The organism is Pseudomonas sp. NPDC089422, assembly GCF_044749405.1.
Classification (GTDB): domain Bacteria; phylum Pseudomonadota; class Gammaproteobacteria; order Pseudomonadales; family Pseudomonadaceae; genus Aquipseudomonas.
On the sequence record NZ_JBIVHW010000018.1, the window covers coordinates 56,979 to 80,219 of the forward strand.

Annotated in this window: 9 protein-coding genes; 3 read left to right on the plus strand and 6 right to left on the minus strand. The window is 63.5% G+C overall.

Annotated elements, in window-relative coordinates; translation table 11 throughout:
- Positions 1-26: 26 nt before the first annotated feature.
- The 3 genes from ACIPZ8_RS26105 to ACIPZ8_RS26115 all read right to left on the minus strand — a co-directional run bounded on the left by ACIPZ8_RS26105 (position 27) and on the right by ACIPZ8_RS26115 (position 12,460).
- Positions 27-998 carry a DUF4880 domain-containing protein gene (locus tag ACIPZ8_RS26105; RefSeq protein ID WP_400729517.1) on the minus strand — a complete coding sequence of 324 codons (972 nt, stop codon included), beginning with the start codon at positions 996-998 and terminating at the stop codon, positions 27-29.
- The gene (locus ACIPZ8_RS26110; RefSeq protein ID WP_400729520.1) at positions 995-1,498 is read right to left on the minus strand and encodes a sigma-70 family RNA polymerase sigma factor; all 504 of its coding nucleotides are present in this window, start codon (positions 1,496-1,498) and stop codon (positions 995-997) included. The genes ACIPZ8_RS26105 and ACIPZ8_RS26110 overlap by 4 nt, the downstream gene beginning before the upstream one ends.
- Before the next feature lie 132 nt (positions 1,499-1,630).
- A complete protein-coding gene (locus ACIPZ8_RS26115; RefSeq protein WP_400729523.1) occupies positions 1,631-12,460 on the minus strand; it encodes a peroxidase family protein in 10,830 nt (3,609 codons plus the stop codon).
- A gap of 666 nt (positions 12,461-13,126) precedes the next feature.
- Between ACIPZ8_RS26115 and ACIPZ8_RS26120 the strand changes: the two genes are divergently transcribed.
- From ACIPZ8_RS26120 to ACIPZ8_RS26130, 3 genes are read left to right on the plus strand one after another with little or no spacing between them, the layout of a single operon-like run.
- Entirely contained in the window at positions 13,127-14,863 is a 1,737-nt protein-coding gene (locus tag ACIPZ8_RS26120) for a type I secretion system permease/ATPase (RefSeq protein WP_400729526.1), read from the plus strand.
- Positions 14,864-14,869: 6 nt separating this feature from the next.
- Positions 14,870-16,210, plus strand: coding sequence for an HlyD family type I secretion periplasmic adaptor subunit (locus tag ACIPZ8_RS26125; protein WP_400729529.1), 1,341 nt, complete (start codon positions 14,870-14,872; stop codon positions 16,208-16,210).
- Position 16,211: 1 nt separating this feature from the next.
- Positions 16,212-17,540 carry a TolC family outer membrane protein gene (locus tag ACIPZ8_RS26130; protein WP_400729532.1) on the plus strand — a complete coding sequence of 443 codons (1,329 nt, stop codon included), beginning with the start codon at positions 16,212-16,214 and terminating at the stop codon, positions 17,538-17,540.
- Between the two features lie 11 nt (positions 17,541-17,551).
- Here ACIPZ8_RS26130 and tssM read toward each other — a convergent pair whose 3' ends face one another.
- Genes tssM through vasI form a run of 3 tightly spaced genes read right to left on the minus strand, consistent with a single transcriptional unit; the run spans position 17,552 to position 23,129 of the window.
- Positions 17,552-21,115, minus strand: coding sequence for a type VI secretion system membrane subunit TssM (gene tssM, locus ACIPZ8_RS26135; RefSeq protein WP_400729535.1), 3,564 nt, complete (start codon positions 21,113-21,115; stop codon positions 17,552-17,554).
- Complete coding sequence (tssA, locus tag ACIPZ8_RS26140) at positions 21,112-22,578, minus strand: type VI secretion system protein TssA (protein ID WP_400729538.1); 1,467 nt, start codon at positions 22,576-22,578, stop codon at positions 21,112-21,114. The genes tssM and tssA overlap by 4 nt, the downstream gene beginning before the upstream one ends.
- Positions 22,566-23,129 carry a type VI secretion system-associated protein VasI gene (vasI, locus tag ACIPZ8_RS26145; protein ID WP_400729541.1) on the minus strand — a complete coding sequence of 188 codons (564 nt, stop codon included), beginning with the start codon at positions 23,127-23,129 and terminating at the stop codon, positions 22,566-22,568. Before vasI ends, tssA begins: the two co-directional genes overlap by 13 nt.
- Positions 23,130-23,241: the final 112 nt, after the last annotated feature.

Consider the following 23,241-nt stretch of genomic DNA (forward strand, 5'->3'; position numbering starts at 1 on the left):
AAAACCTGCCGACCGTCATGAAAAAATCAGGCGGGTATGACCTGGGCCCAGTAACCCAGCACACGCTGGACCCGCACCGGCAGCACTTCGGTGAGCAACGCCAGGCTGACATCCGGTTGATCGACCGAGAATGTGCCACTGACCCGTAGTGCGGCGATACGTGGGTCGCAGCGCAAGATGCCAGGCCGGTAGCGATCGAGCTCGGCCAGCAACTGCGTCAATGGCATGCGTTCGGCGACCAGCTGGCCCTGGGTCCAAGCTGTGGCGGCAGCGTTCAAGGGTTGTGCAGGCTCAGCCCCGGCCGCACTGAAGTGCTGCTGCCAACCCGCCACCCGTTCCAGCCGGGCGCCCCCTTGGCCGTAATCGATCAATGCAGCGCCTTGCAATACCTGCACCTGCGTCGTCGTTGCCAGTTGCTGGACTATCAGGCGCGAAGCCGGTGCGGGCCTTATCAACACTTGCGCACTGCGCAGGCGCACATCCGCGTTTTGCCCAGGCTCCAGCAGTAGCCGGCCACGGTTGAGCGTCAGCAACCGAGCCCCGGCCGCCGAGTCGATGTCCAGCGCACTGCCTGTGTCGAGCTGCAGCACAAGCCCCCCTTGCAGGTGCCAGCTGTGGCGCTCGCCGGTACCGGTGGCGTAATCGCTGAACACTGTCGGTAATAGCGTGCGCTGCTGCAGGCTGTAACCGCCGGCAATCAGCACGCCGGCCCCGACCAGCCCGCTCAGCACGGCGCGCCGTGAAACCTGTGCGCGTGCCTGCAGTAACTGACGCGCGCCCTGCGCACTGAGGCCGTGGGTGCCTTCGCGCAGGCCCTGGCCAAGGCCATTGAGGCGCTGCCAGGCCAGTTCGTGTGCGCTGCTTTGCAGGCGCCAGCGCTCGCAGGCCCGTTGCTCGGCCTCGCTGCTGGCCCCAGATTGCAGGCGCACCAGCCACTGCATCGCCTGCTCCACCACGGCCGGCTCCAGCGCAGGCTCACTCGCGCCGTGCGGCCTCATGCCCCATACACCTCGGCATAGCAATGCCGATAGGCCTTGAGCATGGCTTTTTGCACCACATTGACGGTCAGCCCCAGGCGTTCGCCGATCTGCACATAAGTCAGGCCGTCGAGTTGCGACAGCAGGAACACCTCGCGCACCCGGGTGCCCAGGCCATCGAGCACCTGGCCCACCGCATCCAGTGCTTCGAGTATCAGCAGGCGCGTTTCTTCCGAGGGCTGGTGCTGCGGCTCCAGCGCAGCCAGGCTATCCAGATAGGCCCGCTCCAGCGCCTGGCGGCGAAAGTGCTGCCAACACAGGCGGCTGGCGACGGTGCTCAGGTAGGCGCGCGGCTCACGCAGCGGTGCCGGCAGCTCGCTGCGCAACAGGCGCACGAAGGTGTCCTGGGCCAGATCCAGGGCTTGCTCGCGATTGCCCAACCGACGGCGCAGCAGGCTCACTACCCAGCTGTGGTGCGCGAGGTAGAGGTCAGCGACGGCATCGTGGTGGGTGGAAGGCATGCAGCAGGCTCCGGAACAGGCGTTGGCAGTCCGGATATGATAATACTTATCATTTAATTTCAACCAGCGTTTCTGAACCTCCGTTTTAGTAAAAGAAGGGGCCGCAATGCGGCCCCGGTTGGTGAGGTGAGATCAGCCAGCGAGAATGAAGTCCGCCACCGTCACTGTCGTGGCATCTGCCACCCCGACCAGGCGGATCGAGTCAGCAGCTCCGATGCTGACCAGCGTATCTGCACCGACGTCGGCAATTTGCACGTTCGCGGCAAAGTTCGCCGCCGTTATGTTGAGCCCGGTGATATCCAGGCGGTCCTGGCCCCCCGACGGGTTGGCATCGAAGTTGATGATCAGATCAGCCCCGAAACCGGCGGAGAACTGGAACACATCGTTGCCGTCCGTAGCCACCATGGTGTCGTTACCGGCTCCACCATTGACCGTGTCATTACCTTCGGCGCCATTGATGAAGTCGTTGCCGGCCCCGCCCTGCAGGGTGTCGCTACCTACCCCGCCGAACAGCGTGTCATTGCCATCACCGCCCACCAACAGGTCATTGCCGACATCGCCGTCGAGGCTGTCGTTGCCCGCTCCACCCTGCAACGTGTCGTTGCCGTTGCCGCCGTTGAGGGCGTCATCGCCAGCGCCAGCATCCAGGCTGTCGTCCCCGCCGCCACCGTTCAGGCTGTCATTACCCAGGCCACCGAACAGCTGATCGTTGCCAGCATCACCATTGAGCGTGTCGTTGCCGGCATTGCCGTTGAGGATGTCATTACCACCATCGCCGTTGAAAGTGTCGTTGCCGATACCACCGTTGAAGGTGTTGTCCAACCCATTGCCGGTGCCGCTGAAGTTGCCCGCGCCAGTATAGTTGAGCACCTCGACGTTGGCGGCCATGGTGTAGTTGGCCAGCGAGGTCTGCACCGTATCGGTCCCGGACCCGCTCGCCTCGACCACCACGTCACTGGCATCGTCGACCACGTAAGTGTCGTTGCCGACCCCGCCCACCAGCCGGTCGGCACCTGCACCGCCATTGAGCAGGTCGTTGCCGGCGCCACCGGTAATGGTGTTTGCCAACCCATTACCGGCACCGGTGAAATTGCTGCTACCGGTGTAGGTCAGGTTTTCGACGTTGGCCCCAAGGGTGTAGCTGGCCAGGCTGGTGCGCACCGTGTCGGTGCCGCCGTTGAGCGCTTCGATCACGCTGTCACCGGCAACGTCGACCACAAAGGTGTCGTCACCAGCACCGCCGTTCATCACATCCACGCCGGTGCCACCGTCCAGGGTGTCGTTACCATCATCACCGTTGAGGATGTCGTTATCGGCTCCGCCATTGAGTGTGTCGTTGCCCGCGCCACCGAACAGCTGGTCCATGCCGCCCAGGCCATTGAGGGTGTCGTTGCCGCCCAGCCCGGACAGGCTATCGCTGCCAATGGTGCCGGTCAGGGTGTTGGCACCGTTGGTGCCCACCAGTACCACGCCAGGCGGTACCACCACCGGCGCGGTCGCCGCCGAGGTGACTGACTCCAGTGTGCCGAAGCCGTCGGTATAGCGCACCACCACCCGTAGTTGCTGGTTGCCTTGGGCAAAGGCTGGGGTAAAGGTTGCAGCGGTGGCACCGGCAATGTCAGTGAATGTACCGCCGTTACCCTGCTGCCACTGGAAGCTGAACGCCCCCAGCCCGTCCAGGTCGGCAATCCCGGCCGTCAACGCGGTGAGCGTTTGTCCCAGGTCCGGCGTGTTGTCGCTGATCAGCGCCAGGCCAGTGGGCGCATCGTTGACGTTGGCAACCGGGTCGAGGATGTCCGAGGCCACGCTTTCCGTGACACCGAAGTCATCCACGTAGCTGACCACCACTCGCATGTTCTGCCCGACCTGGGCCTGGGTCAGCACGAAGGTGCTGCTGATGGCCCCGGCAATGTTGACCCAGCCTAAGCCGCGGTTGGATTGCCATTGGAAGGTGAACTGCGGGTTGCTCAGGCCGTCGGCGTCAACAATGGTGGAGGGGTTGGCGGTCAGGGTCTGGTTCTGCACCAGCAGCCCGGTCACGGTCGGCCCAGCGCTCGCGGTGCTGTTCAGCGAGGAGTCGACGATTTCCAGCGTGCCCTTGGCATCCTGATAGACCGCCCGCACGCGGATGTTCAGCCCCGCCGTGTCATCGGTCACCCGGTAAGTCGCGCCGATCGCCCGAGAGACTTCGCCTGCGGCGACGAACGTGATGTCCTCGTACTGGCCGGTGCCGGGGATCCGCTCGACCTGCCAGTAGTAGGCGACCGGGCCGGTTATCGCGCCCGTTGCGTTGCTGGCCCCCTGATTGTCGGCATCGTGCACGGCCCGGTCAGTGACCCGCAGCAACTGGCCAAGCACTGGCGTGTCGTCACGCAACCCGCTGGCATCGTCCAGGATCGCCAGGTGCCCGGATGGGCCATTGTTCACAGCGGTGCCTACTCCGGATGCCACGGCACGATCAGCGAACTGCAGGCGCTCGATGCCGGTCAGGCGGTCGCTGCCATCACGGTTTGTCACCGAGTCGGTGACGATGACCGTGTTGCCATCGACCACCACGTTGTAGTCATCGCGGTTGCCCGAGAACACTGCCGTGTCGTAGCTGTCGTTGCCCTTGAGGATCTCCCGCACGATCACCAGCTGGCCGGGGTTGTAGGTGCCGTTAAGCATGTACGGCACCATCGGCTCCATGCTGTCGAAGCTGGCGATTTCCGGGCCGCTGCCGTCGTGGTTGGCACGCACGCTGATGCGCACGTTGAGCCACTTGTCACCGTCAAGGATATCGTCGCCACCGCGCCCCTCGATGAGGTCGCTGCCGCTGCCGCCAAGGATGATGTTGCCGCCGTCGTAGAAGGTCGCACCGGCCGCCAGCAGGTCGGCCAGGCCGTTGATCAGGCTGATGTTGGTCAGCACGCTGCCGGTGGCACCGGCGGTGGGCAGCGAAGTGGCGTCTTCGTTGTCACCGCGCAGGAAGTCACCGTGCGCCGAACCGGACAGGCCTTCCATGATATCGAACCGTACCAGCGCGGAGGCACCGGAGCCTGGTTGCTGCGGCACATCGAAGAAGCGGTCGCTGTAGTCGATGCTCACCCCTTGGGCCAGGCCCTTGAAGGTTGCCCAGTCATAGCCCGAACCACCGATGTAACGGTCGCCGAAGCCGAGGCTGCCGACCATGATGTCGTCGCCACCTTCGCCGTTGAACTTGTCGTTCTCGTTGCCACCCACGAACACGTCGTTACCGATCACCGGGTCGTTGCCGAGCGGGTCGAAATTGTCGCCAGGCGCACCGTCCGAGGTGCCCTTCTCGATCCAGTCGTCCCCTTCGTTGCCCATGTCCTGTTCGTTGGCCTTGCTGCCGAGGATAAAGTCATTGCCCTGGCCACCAATGGCTTCGGAGGCATCTTCGCCGGTGACGATGAAGTCGTTGCCGAAACCGCCGATGATCAGGTTGATGCCATTGCCGCCATGCAGCACATCGTTGCCATCGCCACCCTGGATGTTATCGTCGCCGCCGACATCGGTGATGATGTCGTCGCCAGCACCGCCGCGCAGCTGGTCGTTACCGTAGCCACCGTCGATGCGGTCGTTGCCGGCGTCGCCCCAGACCGTGTCGTCGCCTTCGCTGGAGATCAGGATGTCATTGCCACTGGTGCCACCCATGACGATGTGCTCGGGCCCGGCATAACGGATGTAGTTGCCGTCCGGCCCTGCGGTCAGCGGGTTGTCGCGGAACACCACCTGCTGGCCGTGATCGCCCAGCGGGTCGAGCTTGCCCAGGCCATCGTTGTACTGCTTGTCTGGGTCGACTTCCAGGTACAGCCCGACCTCAGAGAACACCAGGCCCGGCAAGTGCGTTGCCGAGGTGTTGGCCATGATCAGCTTGGCGAAGGAGTTGCTTTCCAACTCGGCGTTCATCGAAAGGCCCGAGGTACGCTCCAGATAATAGAAGCGGTCACCATCCTGCAGTTTCTCCAGCTGGTTCTCGAACACGAAGTTGAAGGTGCTGCCGAGCATGCCGCCGAACGGGGTTTTCTTCTCGGCCAGGCCACCGATCCACAGGTCGATGGCGTCCACGCCGGTTACCGTCACGCCTTTGAGATCATCCGCAGTGCCCAGCTGGCCATCCTTGCCGGCCAGCGTCTTGTTGGCCCAGGCGCCAGTGCTGTTGAGGAAATCCAGACGGTCGGCCGGCGCTCCGGCGCCCCCTATGACCAACGCCAGCGCTGCGGCGCGCTTGTCCAGCAGCGTGGTCGCCGAGGTGATGCTGTCGTGGGTGCCGTAGGCGGCGATGAAGTTGATCAACGACTCCGGATGCTTCAGGTGCTGCACCAGGTCGACCCAGCTGCTGTATGGCTTGAGCTGGGTATCGCCGGTCTGCCCGAAGATATCCCGGCGCACGGCATTGAGTGACGGGATACCGACATCACGGCCGCGGGCAATGTTGATTGCCGGCAGGTCCAGCGGCAGGCCCAGCAGGTTGTTGCGCAGCGCCTCGGTGACGAATTCGTCGATCTCGTTACCGGCCTGGCGAGTCACCCCACGCACGATGGCACTGGTCGCCTCCTCCGGATTCACGCCACTGGCGGCGTACGCCAGCGGATTGAGGAAGGCAGCGATCAGGCCCAGTTGCTGGTCGGGGTTGGCGCTGGACGGGTCGCCGATGGTGTTGAAGTCGACGTCGAAGCGATCGACGGTTTCCGTCAGCATCGAGTGCCCGAAGCGGTACACGGTATGCGCGAACTCGGCGACGATCGAGGCGTCGAGGTCGACGTCATACACCTGGGTCGGGGCGAAGAACAGGTCCACCCGCGGCTGGATGGTGCGGGCGAACTCCTCGAACACCAGGTGCTGGTACTGCATTTCGGTGCCGAACTTGGCCGCCTGGAACAGCCGTTCGCCATTCCACACCAGCGCATCAATCTCGGCCTGGTTGGCCGGCAGCGCGGTCACCGGGTTGAGCAGCCATTCGTTGAGGAACGCCACGTCACCGGAATCGAGCACGGTGTCCTTGGTCTGTGCCACCAGGCGGTTGTGCTCGGAGTGGAAGATCGCGTGCACTGCAGTCAGGCCGATGTTCTCGTTGACCCGGCCGTCGCCAGCGATGTAGTGCGCGTCCAGCAGTTCATTGTCGTAGGCCAGGTTGGCGCCAGTCTGCGGATTGAAAGGCACGGCATTGCCCGCCACATTGTCGGCATCGGGCGCAAGCACACCGCCGCTGAACACTGGCACGGCATTGTGGGCGATATCGGCGAGGAACTGGTGGCCGGTTCGCACGGCGTTGGTGAGGTCGATCGGTGCCAGCGGGTTGCCTTCGACCAGCACGTCGTCGGCAGTGCCACCCAGGCCGTCGGCGCCCTTCATCACCACCATCGGGTAACCGTGGGGCCCCTTGATGAAATTGCCATAGGCGTCGGTCGCCAGCAGCGGCACGTTGTCGACATCGGCATCGGTCAGGTGAATGCCCAGCACGTCGTTGGCCTGGGCCTTGACCACCTTCCAGGTCGCCATGCCGCCGATTTCGTGGTCATCTGCAGTGCCGTACTTGCCATCAGTGCCCAAGTCGCGGTTGGTGATCAGGCGGCCAGTGGCAATCGGACCGTTGTCAGTCAGCTGGTAACCGCGCAGGAACACCTGGTGCGACGGGTGCGAGCTGTAGGTCTGGTTCTGGTCCACGAACGGCGTGGTGGTGTTGGTATGTTCATGAATATCGTCGGCCGTCCCCAGCACGCCATCGGCACCCGGCAGGTTGGTGGCGCGGGTCAGTACCATGAAGTTGCTGTGGCCGCCGGGCACATACAGCGGGTCGTCAGGCTGCAGGGGAATGTACACGGTACCCGAGCCACCTTTGGTGACCAGGTCCAGGCCATGGTCGAAGAACTGCCCGAAGAAGGTCATCCAGGCGTTGAACGGCGCCGACAGGCCGGCATCCGCCGCAGTGTTCTCGAACAGGTACACGTCATGGTCATCGTCGGTGCCGAACTTGCCGTCCAGGCCTGGGCTGGCGACGATGCGCACGCCGTCCTTGAGCACGTCGTCGTTGTTCGCCGTGCCGAAGTCCAGCTTGCCGTTGGCGCCGGGGTCATAGGCCGTGGCATAGGCGGCCGGGTTGTTCGAGGTCTGGTCGACGATCAGGTTGCTGATGGTGCGTGGCTGAGAATCGAACACCGCGCCGCTGGTCTGCTGGTAGGACGAACCAGGAATCGCCGGCGATCCCGGACCGAAGAAGCCAGCCGGGGCACCTTCGGCCGGGTTGAATACCGGGTCGCTCAGGCGCGGGAACACATTGTCGGCAGCGCCGTACTCGGTGTGGTTGTTTCCGTTGAGGTTCATCAGGTTGTTGTTCGAGCCATCCACCGCCCGCAGGCCCAACGGTGCGCGGATGTTGGGAATCAGCGAGAGGATGTCCTGGCCGCTGGCATCCGCTTCGGCGATCTTGATCTGCGCGAGGATGAAATTGAGGTCCGAGCGCACCATGTGCAGGCCCTCACCCCCTGCGGTGGCATCCACCACCGGCACGGCAGGTGTCGGCACCACGGCGGCGCCTGGCACCACCACGGTGGTCGGCTGGGAGAACAGCATTTCAGTGGTGCCATGGGCATCCTGGTAGATGGCCTTGACCCGCAGCGACAGCCCGGCCAGGTCCGGCGACACCTTGAACGCCGTGCCATCGGCACTCTGGAAGGCCAGGTCGCCAGCCGGCAGCAGGATGATGTCTTCGAATACTCCGCTGCCTGGGTTGGCTTCGAACTGCCAGTAGTACGACACCGAACTGTTGGCCAGCGTGCCCAGCGGATTGCTTGCGCTGACGTTGTTGGCATCGCGCACGCCCGCCACGCTTACGGACAGGATGTCGCCCACCGTGATCGCGCCGCCATTGCCATCGCTGACGGTCGGCGTGCCGGTCGGTTGGGCATTGACCCCCGGGACCAGAATGCGCTGGCCATCGGCGAACTGCAGGCGCTCGATGTGCAGCAAGGTGTCGGTGCCGTCACGCCCGTCCACCGAGTCGGCCACGGTCCAGACATCGTCGGCGCTGTCCGCCGTGCCCTGGTTGTTCACCGTGATCACATACTCGGACTGGATGCCAGAGAAGATCGCCGTGTCGAACGCCGCGCCGCCGGTGGAAGTGCCGGGCAGAATTTCCCGCACGGCCTTGAGTTGCCCCGGATTGTAGGTGCGGTCGAGCATCAACGGGATCATGTCGACCATGCTGTCGAAGCTGGCGATCTCGGGGCCGGTGTGGTTGACGTCGCCGGCGGCATAAACCGCGATCCGCACGTTGAGCCACTTGTCGCCGTCGATCAGGTCATCGCCACCACGGCCTTCGATCAGGTCGCTGCCGTTACCGCCCAGCAGGATGTTGCCGGTGGCAAAGCCGGTGGTCGGCAGGCCGGCATCGGTGAGGAACTGGCGCAGGCCGCGAATCAGGTCGACATTGGTCAGTGCACCACCGGTGGCACCGCCGTGGTTGATGAGGGTGATGGCATCGACATCATCGCCCTTGAGCACGTCGGCGAACTTCGAGCCAGACACCCCTTCGACCTCGGCAAAGCGGTCGAGGATCGACGCAGGTGAAGCGCCGACCGGGTTGAACACCCCGGCGTTCTGGTTCGGCGCGTTGCCATGGGGTTGGGCCAATGCTGCCAGGCTCAGGTCGACGGTGACGCCAACCTGGTCATTCTTGTAGGTAATCCAGTCGAAGCCGGACATGCCGTCCATCTTGTCCTGGGCATCGCTGCCGACGAAGATGTCATCGCCACCCTCGCCAATCATCTCGTCGAAGCCACCGCCACCGACGAAGATATCGTTGCCGACCACATCGTCAGTCAGCAAGGGCGCGAAGTTGTCGCCCGGCGCGCCATCCTGGGTGCCCTTCTCGATCCAGTCGTCACCTTCGTTGCCGGTCGGTGGCAGGTTGGTCTTGGCACCGAGGATGAAGTCGTCGCCCTGGCCGCCGAAGGTGGTGGTGATGTCTTCGGTAGTGACGATGAAGTCCTGGCCGTCGCCGCCGAGGATCAGGTTGCCGAGCGCCAGCATGCTGCCGGCGACGATCACGTCATTGCCGGCGTTGCCCTCCAGGCGGTTGTCGCCGAAGGCGTCGGTGATGATGTCATCGCCCGCTCCGCCAAGCACTGCATCGTTGCCGGCGCCGCCTTCGAGGTAATCGTTGCCGGCATCGCCGTACAGGGTATCGTCACCTTCACCGGCAATGAGGATGTCGTTGCCGGCCGTACCACCCAGCACCACATGGTCTTCACCGGTGTAGTGCAGGTAATTGCTGTCATCGCCCACGGTATCCGGGTTGTCGCGAACCACCCGCTTGACCACCTCCACGCCATTGATCATCAGCCCGCCCGTCGGGTCGGCCCTGCCGTCGTCGCCCAGCCCGGTGAATTGCTTGCTCTGATCGACCTCCAGTGTGTAGGTCGGGGTCAGGAACACGGTGTTCGACAGGTGAGTGACATCACTGTTGAGCATGATCAGCTTGGCGAACGAGTTGTTTTCCAGCTCGGTACCGAAGTTGAGACCCGCCGTACGTGACAGGTAATAGAAGCGGTCGCCGTTCTGCAGGGCTTCCAGCTGGGTCTCGAAGACGAAGTTGAAGCTCGAGCCAAGCATGCCGCCGAACGGCATCTTCTGCTCGGCCAGGCCGCCGACCCAGAAGTCGATGGCGTCGACACCGGTGACGGTAACCCCGGCCACATCATCTGCAGTACCCATCACGCCGTCCTTGCCGGCCTGGGTGACGTTGGCCCAGGTACCTGTGCCGTTGAGGAAATCCAGACGATCCCCCGGCGCCCCAGCGGTGCCGAACACCAGAGCCATCGCGGCAGCGCGCTTGTCCGCCGCCGTGGTGGCGGATGTGATGGTGTCATGGGTGCCGTAAGCTGCGATGAAGTTGACCAGCGATGCGGGATGCTTGAGATGGTCCGCAAAATCGACCCAGCTGATATAGGCCCTGAGCTGGCTGTCGCCGGTCATGGCATGGAACTCGCGGCGCGCTTCGTTCAGCGTCGGGATGCCAGTATCACGGCCGCGGGCAATGTTAAGTGCCGGCAGGTCGAGCGGCAGGCCGAGCAGGTTGTTGCGCAGAGCTTCGGTGACGAACTCGTCGATTTCGTTGCCAAGCTGGCGGGTCACGCCACGGATGATGGCCCCGGCCGCTTCGTCTGCAGTGGCGCCACTGCCGGCGAAAGCCAGCGGGTTGAGGAAGGCGGCGATCAGGCCCATCTGCTGGTCTGGGTTGTTCGGGTCCGTCAGCACCGGGTTGAACTGCGGGTCAAAGCGGTCGACGGTTTCGGTCAGCATCGAGTGGCCGAAGCGGTACACCACGTGGGCGAACTCGGCCAGGATTGCCGGGTTGATCGAAGTGTCGTAGCCGTTGGGCGCGAGGAATTCGTCGATCTGCGGCTGCACGGTGCGGGCGAACTCCTCGAACACCAGGTGCTGGTACTGCATTTCGGTGCCGAACTTGGCCGCCTGGAACAGGCGTTCGCCATCCCATACCAGGGCGGCGATCTGCGCCGCAGTGGTCGGTAGCGCAGTGACATCGTCGGCCAGCCATTCATTGAGGAACGCCAGGTCGCCAGCGGCAAGGATGGTGTCCTTGGTCTGCTGCACCAGGCGGTTGTGCTCGGAGTGGAACACATGGTGCACGGCGGTCAGCCCGATGTTCTCGTTGACCCGGCCGTCGCCGGCGATGTAATGGGCATCGAGCAGTTCGTTATCGTAGGTCAGGTTGTTGCCGGCACTCCCTGTGGGCTGGGGGTTGCCGGTGTCGCTGTCGGTATCCGCCTGCAACTCGCCGTTGAGCATGACCGGCGCGGCGTCATGGGCTATGTCGTCGAGGAAGCCGTGTCCGGTGCTGACCGCATTGGCCAGGCTGATCGGTGCGTCGCGATTGCCTTCAACCAGCATCGTGACGTCATCCGCGGTACCGGCAATACCGTCGACCCCATTGCTGACACGCATGACCACCTGCGGCATGCCGCCCGGCCCGCGAATGAAGTTGCCATAGGGGTCGGTAGCCAGCAGCGGCACATTGTGCACGTCGGCATCGGTCAGGTTGATGCCGAGGATGTCCCGGGCCTGGGCCTTGACCACGGCCCAGGTGGCCATGCCGCCATTTTCGCTATTGCCATCATCGGCGGTGCCGAACTTGCCATCGGCGCCCAGGTCACGATTGGTGATCAGACGCCCGGTCGCCACTGGGTCGCCCGCAGCGTTCAGCATGTATTCGCGCAGGAATACCTGGTGCGACGGGTGCGAGCTGTAGGTCTGGCTCTGGTCCACGAACGGTGAGGTGGTGTTGGGCTGACCATCGTCGGCAGTGCCGACCACACCATCGGCACCCGCCGTACGCACCGCCCGCGGCAGCACCATGAAGTTGGTCGGGGCACCCGGCACATACAGCGGATCACCCGGTTGCAGCGGGATGTACACGATGTCCGTGCTGCTCTTGCTCACCAGGTCCAGGCCATGGTCGAAGAACTGGCCGAAGAAGGTCATCCACTGGTTGAACCCGGCTGTCAGGCCAGCGTCTGCCGATACGTTGGGGATGAAGAACACGGGCTTGTCGTCAGCCGTGCCGAATACGCCGTCCATGCCAGGGCTCATCACCGGGGCTGCACCGCCATTGGCGTCGACGGCTGCCGGGTTGTTGGCTGTCTGGTCGACGATCAGGTTGCTGATCAGTCGGGGTTGGCCATCCACCACCGTGCCCGGTGCGGCATACGCAGCACTACGGTAAGACGGGTCGAGCAGGCGCAGAAACGAGTTGTCGGCGGCACCAAACTCGCTTTGCCCGGTGACCAGGTTGTTGTAGCTGCCATCGACGGTGCGCAGGCCGAACGGCACCTGGCTGTTGGGCAGCAGGTCGATCAGGCTGATGCCTTTGGCATGGGCTTCGGCGATGAAAATCTGCTTGAGGATGAACTCCAGGTCCGACTTGCTGAAATTGGCCATTGTGATTGCCCTCGAAATGTCGGGAGAAGACACAGGGCGACAGGGTCCATCCCGCGCCCGGTCAGTGCTGGTTGGCGCAGTGGTTGTGTGGCTTTCTGGCGAGCGCCGGCGCGGCACTACCGTCACCCGGGGACCGGGATATGCGCCTGGAATTCGCGAAAACGTGATGCCGGACAGAAGGTCAGGCAACAGGCGGCCTGGCCGTTGGTGGGCCATGCAGGCAGAAGGTGCGAATGATCGCCATGGTGTGCTCCGCCAAGTCGTGATGCCTGCCATGGCTGCGTCACCGGCGAACCGGCTCCCATGGGCAGTGCACCAGTCTCAGGAACGTTACAGGTACGGCATTTCGTTCCGCTGGGGCACGCCAATAATCAGACTAAAGTCGTCTGAGAAAATCTTGTCAATATCACGTCAAAAAAATCTAGCCCGATGATAATGCGTTGCAACTCGCTGTTTTGCTGGAACTTATAAAAAGTTCAAAACTTTATTAGAGCAAAACGGTATTACACGATATTTCTACACAACCTACGCTGCTGCTTGAGGGAACGTCCAAGGCCTGAAGGCATGCCGTCAATGGAACGTCAGCTTGCAGCCCCTGTAAAACAAGGGACTTCAGCAGTCCGGGGTGTCGCAAGGGCACCCGCTTCGTCGAAGAGGGACGCTCCCATGCCCAAGCAGCCGCGAATCCGATCGGAACTGGCCGACGCACTCTTTCGTCTACGGCGCAGCTTCATTGCCCTGGCCCTCTTCAGCGGCGTGATCAATGTCATGATGTTGACGCCTTCGGTGTACATGCTGCAGGTGTATGACCGGGCGCTGGTCAGCCGCAACGTCACCACCCTGAGCATGCTGACGTTACTGGTGGTGGGGCTGTTCCTGCTGATGTCCACCCTGGAGTGGGTGCGCAGCCGCGTACTGGTGCGGGTCGGCAACTACCTCGACATGAGCCTCAACCAGCGCATATTCACCGCCGCCTTCGAACGCAACCTGAGCCGTAGCGGCGGCAACCCGGCGCAAGCCCTGCAAGACCTGGCGCAAGTTCGCCAGTTCGTTACCGGCAACGCCCTGTTCGCCTTCTTCGATGCGCCTTGGACACCGATCTATCTGCTGGTGTGCTACCTGATCCACCCCTTGCTCGGCCTGGTGACCATGATCGGCTCGCTGATCCTCGCCGGCCTGGCCTACCTGACCGAGAAGGCCACGCAAAAGCCGCTGGCCGAAGCCAACCAGGCCGCCCTCGCCTCGGCCTGCTACGCCAACAACAACCTGCGCAATGCCGAAGTCATCGAGGCCATGGGCATGCTGCCTTCGATCAGCAAGCGTTGGTACCAGAGCCACCTGCGCATCCTGCAGATGCAAGGCCTGGCTTCCGACCGCGCCGCGATCATCAGCAGCACCGGGCGCTTTGTGCGCATCACCTTGCAGTCGCTGATTCTCGGCACCGGCGCATTGCTGGCAATCGAAGGCAAGATCACCCCCGGCATGATGATCGCCTGCTCGATCCTCACTGGCCGGGCACTGGGCCCGGTCGAGCAGGTCATTGCTTCGTGGAAGCAGTTGCTCGGTTGCCGTTCGGCCTGGGGGCGGCTCAATGAACTGCTGCATGACTACCCCCGCCGGGGGCCGAGCATGTCACTGCAAAGGCCTTTGGGCATGCTGGCCGTGGAAAATGTGTTTGCCGGTGCCCCGGGCGCCAACAACACCATCGTGCGCGGGATCAGCTTCAGCCTGTCACCGGGGGAGAGCCTCGGCATCATCGGACCATCGGCCTCGGGCAAGTCCACCCTCGCCCGTCTGCTGGTTGGTGTGTGGTCGACCCAGGCCGGCAAGGTGCGCCTGGACGGTGCTGACATCTACACCTGGAACAAAGGCGAGCTCGGCCCCTGGCTCGGCTATCTGCCCCAGGACGTCGAGCTGTTCGAAGGGAGCATCGCCGACAACATCGCCCGCCTGGGGGAAGTCGACAGCGACGCGGTGATCCGTGCCGCACAGCTTACTGGCGTGCACGACATGATTTTGCGCCTGCCGCAAGGTTACGACACCCGTCTGGCCAACGACGGCAGCCCGCTGTCCGGCGGCCAGAAGCAGCGCATCGCCCTCGCCCGCGCCCTCTACGGCGAACCCAGCCTCGTCGTGCTTGACGAGCCCAATGCCAACCTCGACGACGTCGGGGAAAAGGCCCTGATCGATGCCTTGGCCGGGCTCAAGGCCCGTGGCGCCACGGTCATCCTCATCTCCCACCGGCCGAACGTGCTGTTCGCTGTCGACAAGGTGCTGATGCTGCGCGATGGCGGTGTGCAGATGCTCGGCAGTCGCGATGAAGTCTTCACCGCATTGCGCAAAGCCAGCGTGATGCCGGGTGGCACTGCGGCCCCGTTGGCCTCCGTGAAAGTACAGGAGTAGGCCATCATGCAACTGAGCCAACACACCGAAATGATCCCCGCCGACGCCAAGGAGCAGATCGACCTGGACGTTGGCAAACCAGCGCGGATCGGGCTATGGCTGATGCTCGCCGGCTTTGGCGGGTTCCTGCTGTGGTCAGGGCTGGCGCCACTGGATGCCGGCGTCGTCGCAACCGGTACGGTCAAAGTCACCAGCAACCGCAAGGCAGTGCAGCATCTGACCGGTGGCACCGTGGAAGCCATCCTGGTTCGCGAAGGCGATGTAGTGAAGAAAGGCCAGCAGCTGGTGCGCCTGGACGCCGTGCGCGCCGTGGCCGAACAGGGTGCAGTCAGCGCCCAGTACATCGTCAGCAAGGCGGTGCACAACCGCCTGGAAGCCGAGCGCGACGGCCGCGACACCGTGGTCTACGACCCCGAACTGCTCAAGCGCTACGCCGATGATCCACGCCTGCTCGCCGCCATGGACCTGCAGCAGCGCCTGCTCGACACCCGACGCGCTGGCCTGGCCGGCGAAATCAGCATCCTCGAAGAAAACCTCAATGCCTCGGCCGTACAGCTCAAAGGCCTGCAGCAGGTGTATGGCGCCCGCTCCGCGCAGCTCAACTTCCTCAATCAAGAGCTGCAAGGCACCCGCACACTGGCAGCCGAAGGCTACGTGCCGCGCAACCGCCTGCTGGAGCTTGAGCGCAACAATGCCGACCTTGGCGCCGGCCAGGCCGAGAACCTCAACAACATCGCCCGGGTGCGCAGCCAGGCTACGGAAATCAAGCTGCGCATCCTGCAGCGCGAGCACGACTACCTGAAGGAAGTCGAATCGCAACTGACCGACACCGCGAAGGAAAACACCACCCTGGCCGACCGGCTGCGGGCTCTGGATTACGAAGTGACCCACACCGTGATCCGCTCGCCGATCGATGGCATGGTCCAGGCCCTGAGCATTGCCACCGTAGGCGGCATCATTCAGCCGGGCGCCAAGATCATGGAAGTGGTGCCGCTCGACGAGCCACTGCAGGTCGACGCGATGATCCCGGTGCAGGCCATCGACAAGATGGTCCCGGGCCTGGATGTGGACATGTCATTCCCTGCCTTCAACCACGCCATGACCCCGAACATCCCCGGCCGGGTCAAGACCATCTCCGCCGATCGCCTGATGGACGAAGAAAGCAAGCAGCCGTTCTACCTGGCGCAAGTCGAGGTGACCCCGGCCGGTATGGGCCTGCTGGGCAGCAACCACATCCGCCCAGGCATGCCGGCCACCGTTACCATCAAGACCGGCGAGCGCACCCTGCTCAGCTACCTGCTCAAACCCATGCTCGAACGCTTCGACAGTTCGTTCAAGGAGCAATGACATGAAGCGCCATTGCCTGTTCGTCTCTCTGTTGGGTTTGTCCTGCACCGCCAGCGCCATGGACCTCAAGCAAGCCTGGGACCTGTTGCAGTACCAAGGCCCGATCTACCAGGCCGCCGTTCACGAGAAGCAGGCCGGTACGGAAAACCGCGCGATCGGTGAGGCTGGCCTGCTGCCGCAGATCAATGCCGCGGGCTATTTCAACAGGATCGACGGCAGCCAACGCCAGAACGGGCTCGATCGCGACCTTGATTACGACGCCAAGGGTGCCAACGTGCGCCTGCGCCAACCCCTGTTCAACAAGCAGAAGATGGCCGAGTACCACCAGGGCCAGCAGCGCGCCGACTACAGCGTCGCCGTGTTCGACGCCAAGAGCCAGGACGCCGCCGTGCGCCTGGCAGACGCGTATTTCAATGTGCTGCTAGCCAGTGAAACCATCAGCCTGGCCAGGGCCAAGCTCAGCGCCTTCGAAGAGCAGTTGGCCTCGGCCAGGCGGCGCATGGAGCTCGGGGCCGGCACCATCACCGATATCGACGAGTCGGCCGCCCGCCGCGACCTCGCAGACGCCGAGGTAATCGAAGCGCAGGACAACCTGATCAATGCCCGGCGCAAGCTCGAGGAGTACATCGGCGAGACACCTGATTCGATCACCACCTTGCAACCCGGTTTCGCCACCCCGCCACTGCTGCCGGGCAACCTGCAGGACTGGCTGGTCAAGGCCCAGTCCGACAGCCCGCTGATTCATGCGCGGCGGCACAGTTACGAGTTGGCGGAAGAAGAAGTCAAACGCGCCAAGGCCGGGCACTGGCCGACCCTGGACTTCGTGGCAGGCTATACCGCCGGGGAAAGCCAGTCGATTTCCGAACTCAACCAGCGCAACCGCTACAGTTCCGTGGGCCTTGAGATCAACATACCGCTGTATAGCGGCGGCAGCGTCAGCGCGCTGACCCGGCAGGCCAGCGCCAACAGTTCCAAGGCACTGGACGAGCTCGATGCCACGCGTCAGGAAGTGATCACCGGGACTACCCGTGAGTATCGCGGCGTGCAGAGCGGCGCCCTGCGAGTGCGGGCGCTGGAGAAGGCAGTGGCGTCCAATGAGCGCTCGTTGCTGTCGACGCGCAAGGGGTTCAAGGAAGGAGGGACCAGCACCAACTCCGATGTGCTCAATGCCGAGGAACTGTTGTTCGAGGCTCGGCATGATCTGTTCGAGGCCAAGTTGCGGTATCTGATGTCACGCCTGCGGTTGGCCTCTTCGGTGGGCAGTCTGGGCGATGATGATATTGACTTGATCAATGATTATCTGGGGCCAGAGCTGATGGTGAGCAACTGACCCCGCGCAGATCAACCTGGGTTCAGCAGCAGGCCACGCGGTAGCTTGAATCCTTTGAAGGGTTGCCGGGTAATCGGGTTGTAGGCTTTTTCGGCATTCAGCCGATAGCGCATCACCCCATCGCCGGCACGGAAGCTCAGGTCCACGCTGCTCTCGGTACGCCCATTGAGCGCGCCGCGGCTGAGCAGGCGGAACATCGACCAGGGGCCGCGATACTCGAGGCTGCTGCTGTTGCCACCTTGCCTGAGCAATGTGAGGTTGCTGCGCACCTGTTGCCCCAGGGTATTGGGCCAGATCACCCCTATGATCTGGCGTGGGCCGTGGGCGTAGGAAATCAACTGGCCGTCGAGGTCGAGCAGGCTGGTGCGCTGGTTGGCACTGAGTCCCAAGGGCTCGATGCTGAACTGCACGCTGAGGTTACCCCGGGAGTCGAAGAACGTCTCGCGTATGCGGTCGGCTGCTTCCAGCTGCTCGATGACATCCTCGCGAATCAGCGATGTACCCTGTCGGCCCGAGCGCAACGCCTCAAGATTGTCTTTCAGGAAGACCTTGAGGTACTGATCCTGGAACTGCTGCAACCGTCCCTTCGGCCCGAAGAAGGCCTCGAAGTCCTCCAGCGAGGCATCGGGTGCTTTCACCACGAAAGGGTAACGGCCGGCCAGTCGCTGCTGAAAGAAACTGTACACTTCACTGTCCCAGCGCCGCTCCAGTTCCCGCAGTGCCTCGATGTTCAATACACGGGCGGTATGCTCGGCGACTGCCCTGACTTGCTGCCTGACGGGTTCGGGCAGGCCGGTGGCGACACGCTGCAAGGTTCCGATCGGGTCGGCGCTCTGCATCGAGAACCGTTGCAGTACTGCCTGTAACGCCGCTTTGCCCCGATCGGGGCTGCCCTGCACCGTCCTGGCATAGTCATGGACGGCGATGATCGCGCCGATAGTGTCGTCGTAATAGCTGGGTTTCTCGCCTTTCGGTTCGAGCATGGCATTGAGACCTGAAAATGCCCTGTTGATCCCGGCGAGCTGCAGCGCCAGCGGACTGCCTGGCTCGGTATCGGCCACGTTGGGCAGTCCCGGTAGAGGTTGGATGACGGTGTTGTCCCGTACGGTTTCCAGCAGCCGCTGCAGCGGCGCCGCCGACCCTGTCAGCTGTTCGAGTATTGTCACGGCATGGTCGAGGTCGCGGAATTCGGTGATGACCAATGCCTGCAAAGCGCGTAGCCAGCTGGCGACATAGTCGGCGCTGTACAGGGCCAGGACCCGCTCTGTCAGGGCTTCGCGGTCGGCATCTGAGTAGTCCAGGGCATTGCGCTCGCCAAGCGCCCACTGGTCAATCATGGCCATGTCGATGATATGCCGGCTCTGCGGCTCGAAATACCCGGTGAACCCTTTCGCCGTCAACAAGGGCGCCAGGTAGATGTCCTGCGCGGCGCGGTCGCTTGGCTGATAGACAACGTCGAATACCGGGCCTACCTGGTGGCGCAGGTTCAACCCATAGGGCAACTGCTCCAGGGCCTGCTGTTTGAGCGTGGCATACACCCGCTGCGGCAACGGTACCTTGCGCAAGGCCTGCTGGGTTTTCTCGACACGTGCCTGAAATTGCGTCAGGTCGGCATCTGCATAGGCCAGGGCATATTGCAAATGCCGCATGAGGTCGCGCTGTACCTGGCCTTGGCCAGGAAACGCTTGCTGCCACTGCTTCGCCATCCACTCTTCGACCCATTGCGGGCGGCGGTTGTGGCGGTCTTCGAGCATGCGGTAGACCCTGAGCGCGGCCATCTGCTGCTCGCTGCCGGCCGGTGCTGCTTCCATCTCATCGACCACGCCGCTGGCCAGCGCTGGCAGAAAGCGCCGCGACAGCAAACTCAGGTAGGCTTCGTCGACCCGGGGCCCGATGACCCTCCCCTGGTAAAGACCGACGTCCGCCACCAACGGCCACGCGGAGCGATAATCGCCGAACACCGCTACAGCGTCGCGGATCTGGTCGAGAGGTTTCAGCAGGTTGCGGCCGGTCGGGTCCAGGCGCGGGTCCACCGTTTGCTGGCTGAACGACCGGCTCTTGGCCAGTACCCCCGCCGCCTTGGCGCCGTTCAGGTCGAAGTAGCGGTACCAGGTGGCGGTTGCCACGGCCAAGGCCAGCACGGCCACAGCGGAACCGACCTGCAACAACTGGCGTTTGCTGCGCACCACCTGCACGTTGTCGCCAGCAAGACCAGCTTCCTTGTACACGACCTGCTGGAAGATCTGCTGGGCAAAATAGCTTAGCGACTTGACCTGCCGCCTGCTCTCGCGCATTGGCAGTGCAGTCTTGTAGGGCTGCGCGGCCTCGCGCACGAAGGCGTTGCTCACCTCACCCTGCTGCAACACTGAAGACCAGAACAACCCGCGCACGAGAGGTGGCGTGGTGAAGCGGTCACTGGCCAGCACTTCACGAAGGAAGCCGGTCAGTATCGGCCGCAGCCCGCCCAGCTGCGCGAGCAGTGATACGAGGCGGGTGCGCTGCTCCAGGCCTCCCGCCTCCAGCAGTTGTCGCATGGTCTGCGCTTGCAGTTGGGAAATCAGGAGGTCGTATTGCTCGGCGAACTCCTCCTGCCAGGCATCGAAACGGCGGTGTGCATCGAGCCTGAAAGTGAAACCTAGCAACTGTTCGCGCTGGATTGGCGAAAGGTGGTTGTAGAACTGATCGAAACCGTCCAGCAGGTCGAACTTGCTCAGTACTACATACAGCGGCAGCCGGGCGCCCAGCTGGCTGCTTACTTCGTGCAGGCGGGTGCGCAACACATAGGCCAGCGCGGTACGGTGTTCCGGCGTCGCATGCAGCAACGCAGGCAAGTCGACAACCAGCAACAGGCCATTGAGGGCCCTGCGGCTGCGGTTGCGCAGCAACCAGGCAAGCAAGTCACTCCAGAGCCGGGCCTGAATGCCCGGAGGTAACTGCGCCTGGCCCCCCTGCTCGGTATCGTGCGGTTGTGCATCCTTGGCGTCGTGAATGATGAAATCGCCCGGCGGGTCGATGATCACTGCCTCGTCGCTGACCCACCACCCCACCGGGAAGGCGGGTTGTTCAAGCTGCTGGCCTCGCGCCTGAACATTGCCGATGCGCGTCAGGGAAAAACGCTGGTTCGAGCCGTCAATAAAACCACTCTTGCCTGCGCATTTGTCGCCCAATATCAGGTACCAGGGCAAGCGATACAACGCTCGCCGCCCTCCTGCGTTGCTCAAATAGCTCACCAGCTGGCGGTCCAGTGCCTGCTCCTGGGCAAGAACAAATGGCAAGCACGGATCGGCCTGTGCCGCCGCGTCCTGGCGGTATCTGGCCTGCAGGCGACGATAGCGGCCTCGCAGTACAGTGATCCAGCATAACAGCGGCACCAGAACCAGCAGCAGGCTGGCCACGCTGCGATGCGCGACACTGGCCAAGGGGTGTTGCCCGCGCCAGTTCCACTGCGGACCCAGCCACCAGATGGCGACCAACATCAACAATGCGCCCAAACCGAGCAGCAGCGGCATGGCAAGGCCGAATCGCATGGCCAGCGGCATGCCCCAACGTTTGAATAGCTTCCAGAATTGACTCATGAAGGTTTCCAGTCCTTGTTCTGATCAGTCAGCTCGGCATGAGTGCAGTACTGCTGAAGACTCTGGAACACATCAGGTTCCCAGGCGTCCGCCGTGGTTTGCCGCATCGTCAGAGCGACACTGCTGCACAGGTCCCGGGCCAGCCAGGAAACCCCGCGCGCCGCCAGCAGATCGGCGGCAATCAGCGTGCTGTGGCAACGCTCGCGCGGTGCGCCGAAATTTGCCTGTAGTGCCTGCAGGCGCAGCAGTACCGGCTCGATTCCACCTGCTTCCAGCTGATTGCCCAGCTCCTCACGAAGCGCCCCGAACTCATGGGCAGGCGCGCCCCGATCGACCTGCCCTTGCGCACCTTTGAGCCATGCCAGGCACGGCTCGTCGACGAACGCCGTGCCGTCGCTGAAACACAAGCGCTGAAGGGCCGGAAGGCGCTGGACAAATCGGACGGTGGCGGCGCGAATGGCTTCGGCCACCTCGCCCATCGCCAAGCGCTTTGCCACCATCGCGGCCAGGAAGCTGCCGCGGACCCAGTACGGCGAGGCCGCCACACTCTTTTCAATGCGCAACAGCAGCGCAATGTCCATCGCCTGGCTGGCGATGGCGTCCTCGTAGTTACCGGCGATATCGGTCGGCACCGCCATCAGCTCGGTGCGATGGTCCTGCCTGGACATCGGTGCGGCCTTGATTGACGACCACAGACCGAAGCGGCGCAGTTGGTAGCCCGTTGGGTCGTAATGGTCCTGCTGGTTGATGTATTCGGCCATGTTCAACAATGCCCGCCGGGTCTCGCGCTCGTTGCCCAGGGACAAGCTGGCCTTGGGCTTAGCGAAAGTGTCGCCCAGCGGTGCGGGCGTTGGCCGAGGCGCGGCGACCGTGGCAGGCGCGCTTTCGACGTTGCCGCCGGCACCCTCCAACTGCCTGAGTAACTGCCGTTGCAACGCGTCGAGCAGACTCGGCTCCAGTTGCGCCTTGTCCACCTGCCGTTGCAGACATTCCATGGCCTGGCGCGCCGCCGCTGCCTGAGTGGGACCGAAGGTGAACCGGTCCAGACGTGGCAGCGCCTCAAGCAAGCGGTTGAGCACCAGCACCACCAGTTTGCGCTTGCCCAGCAAGCCCTTGGGCCCGGGCTTGGGGTGTGCGGACTCCCAATAGCGGTCGAGCACACCGGCCAGCAGCCCCGCGGTGAAGCCCCAGCGCGCCCAGCAACCGCTGCGCAGCCAGGCGGCGCTCAGATGTGCGACGATGCGCAAGTGCTTGCAGCGTTGGCTCAGGTACTCGCGGGAAGCCTCCTCGATGTAAGGCCAATCGATAGTCGCTTCATGCAGGCCGCCAAGCTTGACCATTTCCTGGTCGACCGCCTGATAGCTATCGTCCTCCATGTCGAACAGGCCTGCCGGTGTTTCGGGGGCGATGGGCGCCAGCAACCGCTCGATGTCCTGCGTCAACACCTCCGCTACCAGCGACATGTCTTTCGCGCCTGGTCGATCAGTGGGTCCAGCCCCTGAGCATCGAACGTCAGCCCATCGACGGCCGGGTCATCGCTGACTACTTGCACCCGATGCGCACCGATCAAGCGCTTGATCTGTTCGATGGCCGGTAGCCCGCGGCCGGCATCGAGTACCTGGCCATTTTCCATCACCTGCCAAGCCGTTGCCGTGCTGGCTCCACGCGCCCCCTGCAGTTGCACCTTGACCCGATTGGCATTGACCGGCTGACCGGTGATCAGCTGCAGCCTGGAGATGTTCTGGATACAGCTGATCACCAGATAACTGCGTGGCTCGGCGGAGGCTATCGCCGGTGCTGATATCACCAGCCACGGCTGCGCGGCACTCACCTCCTGGCGCGGGTTGCCGAGGCGGAAGCTCAGGTCATCGATGGGGCGGCCGGCCTCGTTCGCCATCACGCGTGACACGCTTGGAGCCTGCTGCTTCGGTGCCGACCATGCCTCGCTGGGCGCCCGGGCAGGCGTGCCGGCGGCCTCGTCGAAGCAGGCCAGGCGCTCCAGGTTGGATACCACGCGTGGACAGTCCCGTACGGCACCAGCAAATGCCGGTTGTAAAACGAACAGCAACGAAAGACCAGCGGCACATGCACTGCGGGCAGTCATCGTAAGTTGGCTCTCCATCTAA

Excerpts from the sequence above, each read along its gene's own strand:
- tssA (WP_400729538.1), bottom strand. The coding sequence starts at position 22,578 with ATGTCGCTGGTAGCGGAGGTGTTGACGCAGGACATCGAGCGGTTGCTG.
- ACIPZ8_RS26110 (WP_400729520.1), bottom strand. The coding sequence starts at position 1,498 with ATGCCTTCCACCCACCACGATGCCGTCGCTGACCTCTACCTCGCGCAC.
- tssM (WP_400729535.1), bottom strand. The coding sequence starts at position 21,115 with ATGAGTCAATTCTGGAAGCTATTCAAACGTTGGGGCATGCCGCTGGCC.
- ACIPZ8_RS26120 (WP_400729526.1), top strand. The coding sequence starts at position 13,127 with ATGCCCAAGCAGCCGCGAATCCGATCGGAACTGGCCGACGCACTCTTT.
- ACIPZ8_RS26115 (WP_400729523.1), bottom strand. The coding sequence starts at position 12,460 with ATGGCCAATTTCAGCAAGTCGGACCTGGAGTTCATCCTCAAGCAGATT.
- ACIPZ8_RS26105 (WP_400729517.1), bottom strand. The coding sequence starts at position 998 with ATGAGGCCGCACGGCGCGAGTGAGCCTGCGCTGGAGCCGGCCGTGGTG.
- ACIPZ8_RS26125 (WP_400729529.1), top strand. The coding sequence starts at position 14,870 with ATGCAACTGAGCCAACACACCGAAATGATCCCCGCCGACGCCAAGGAG.
- ACIPZ8_RS26130 (WP_400729532.1), top strand. The coding sequence starts at position 16,212 with ATGAAGCGCCATTGCCTGTTCGTCTCTCTGTTGGGTTTGTCCTGCACC.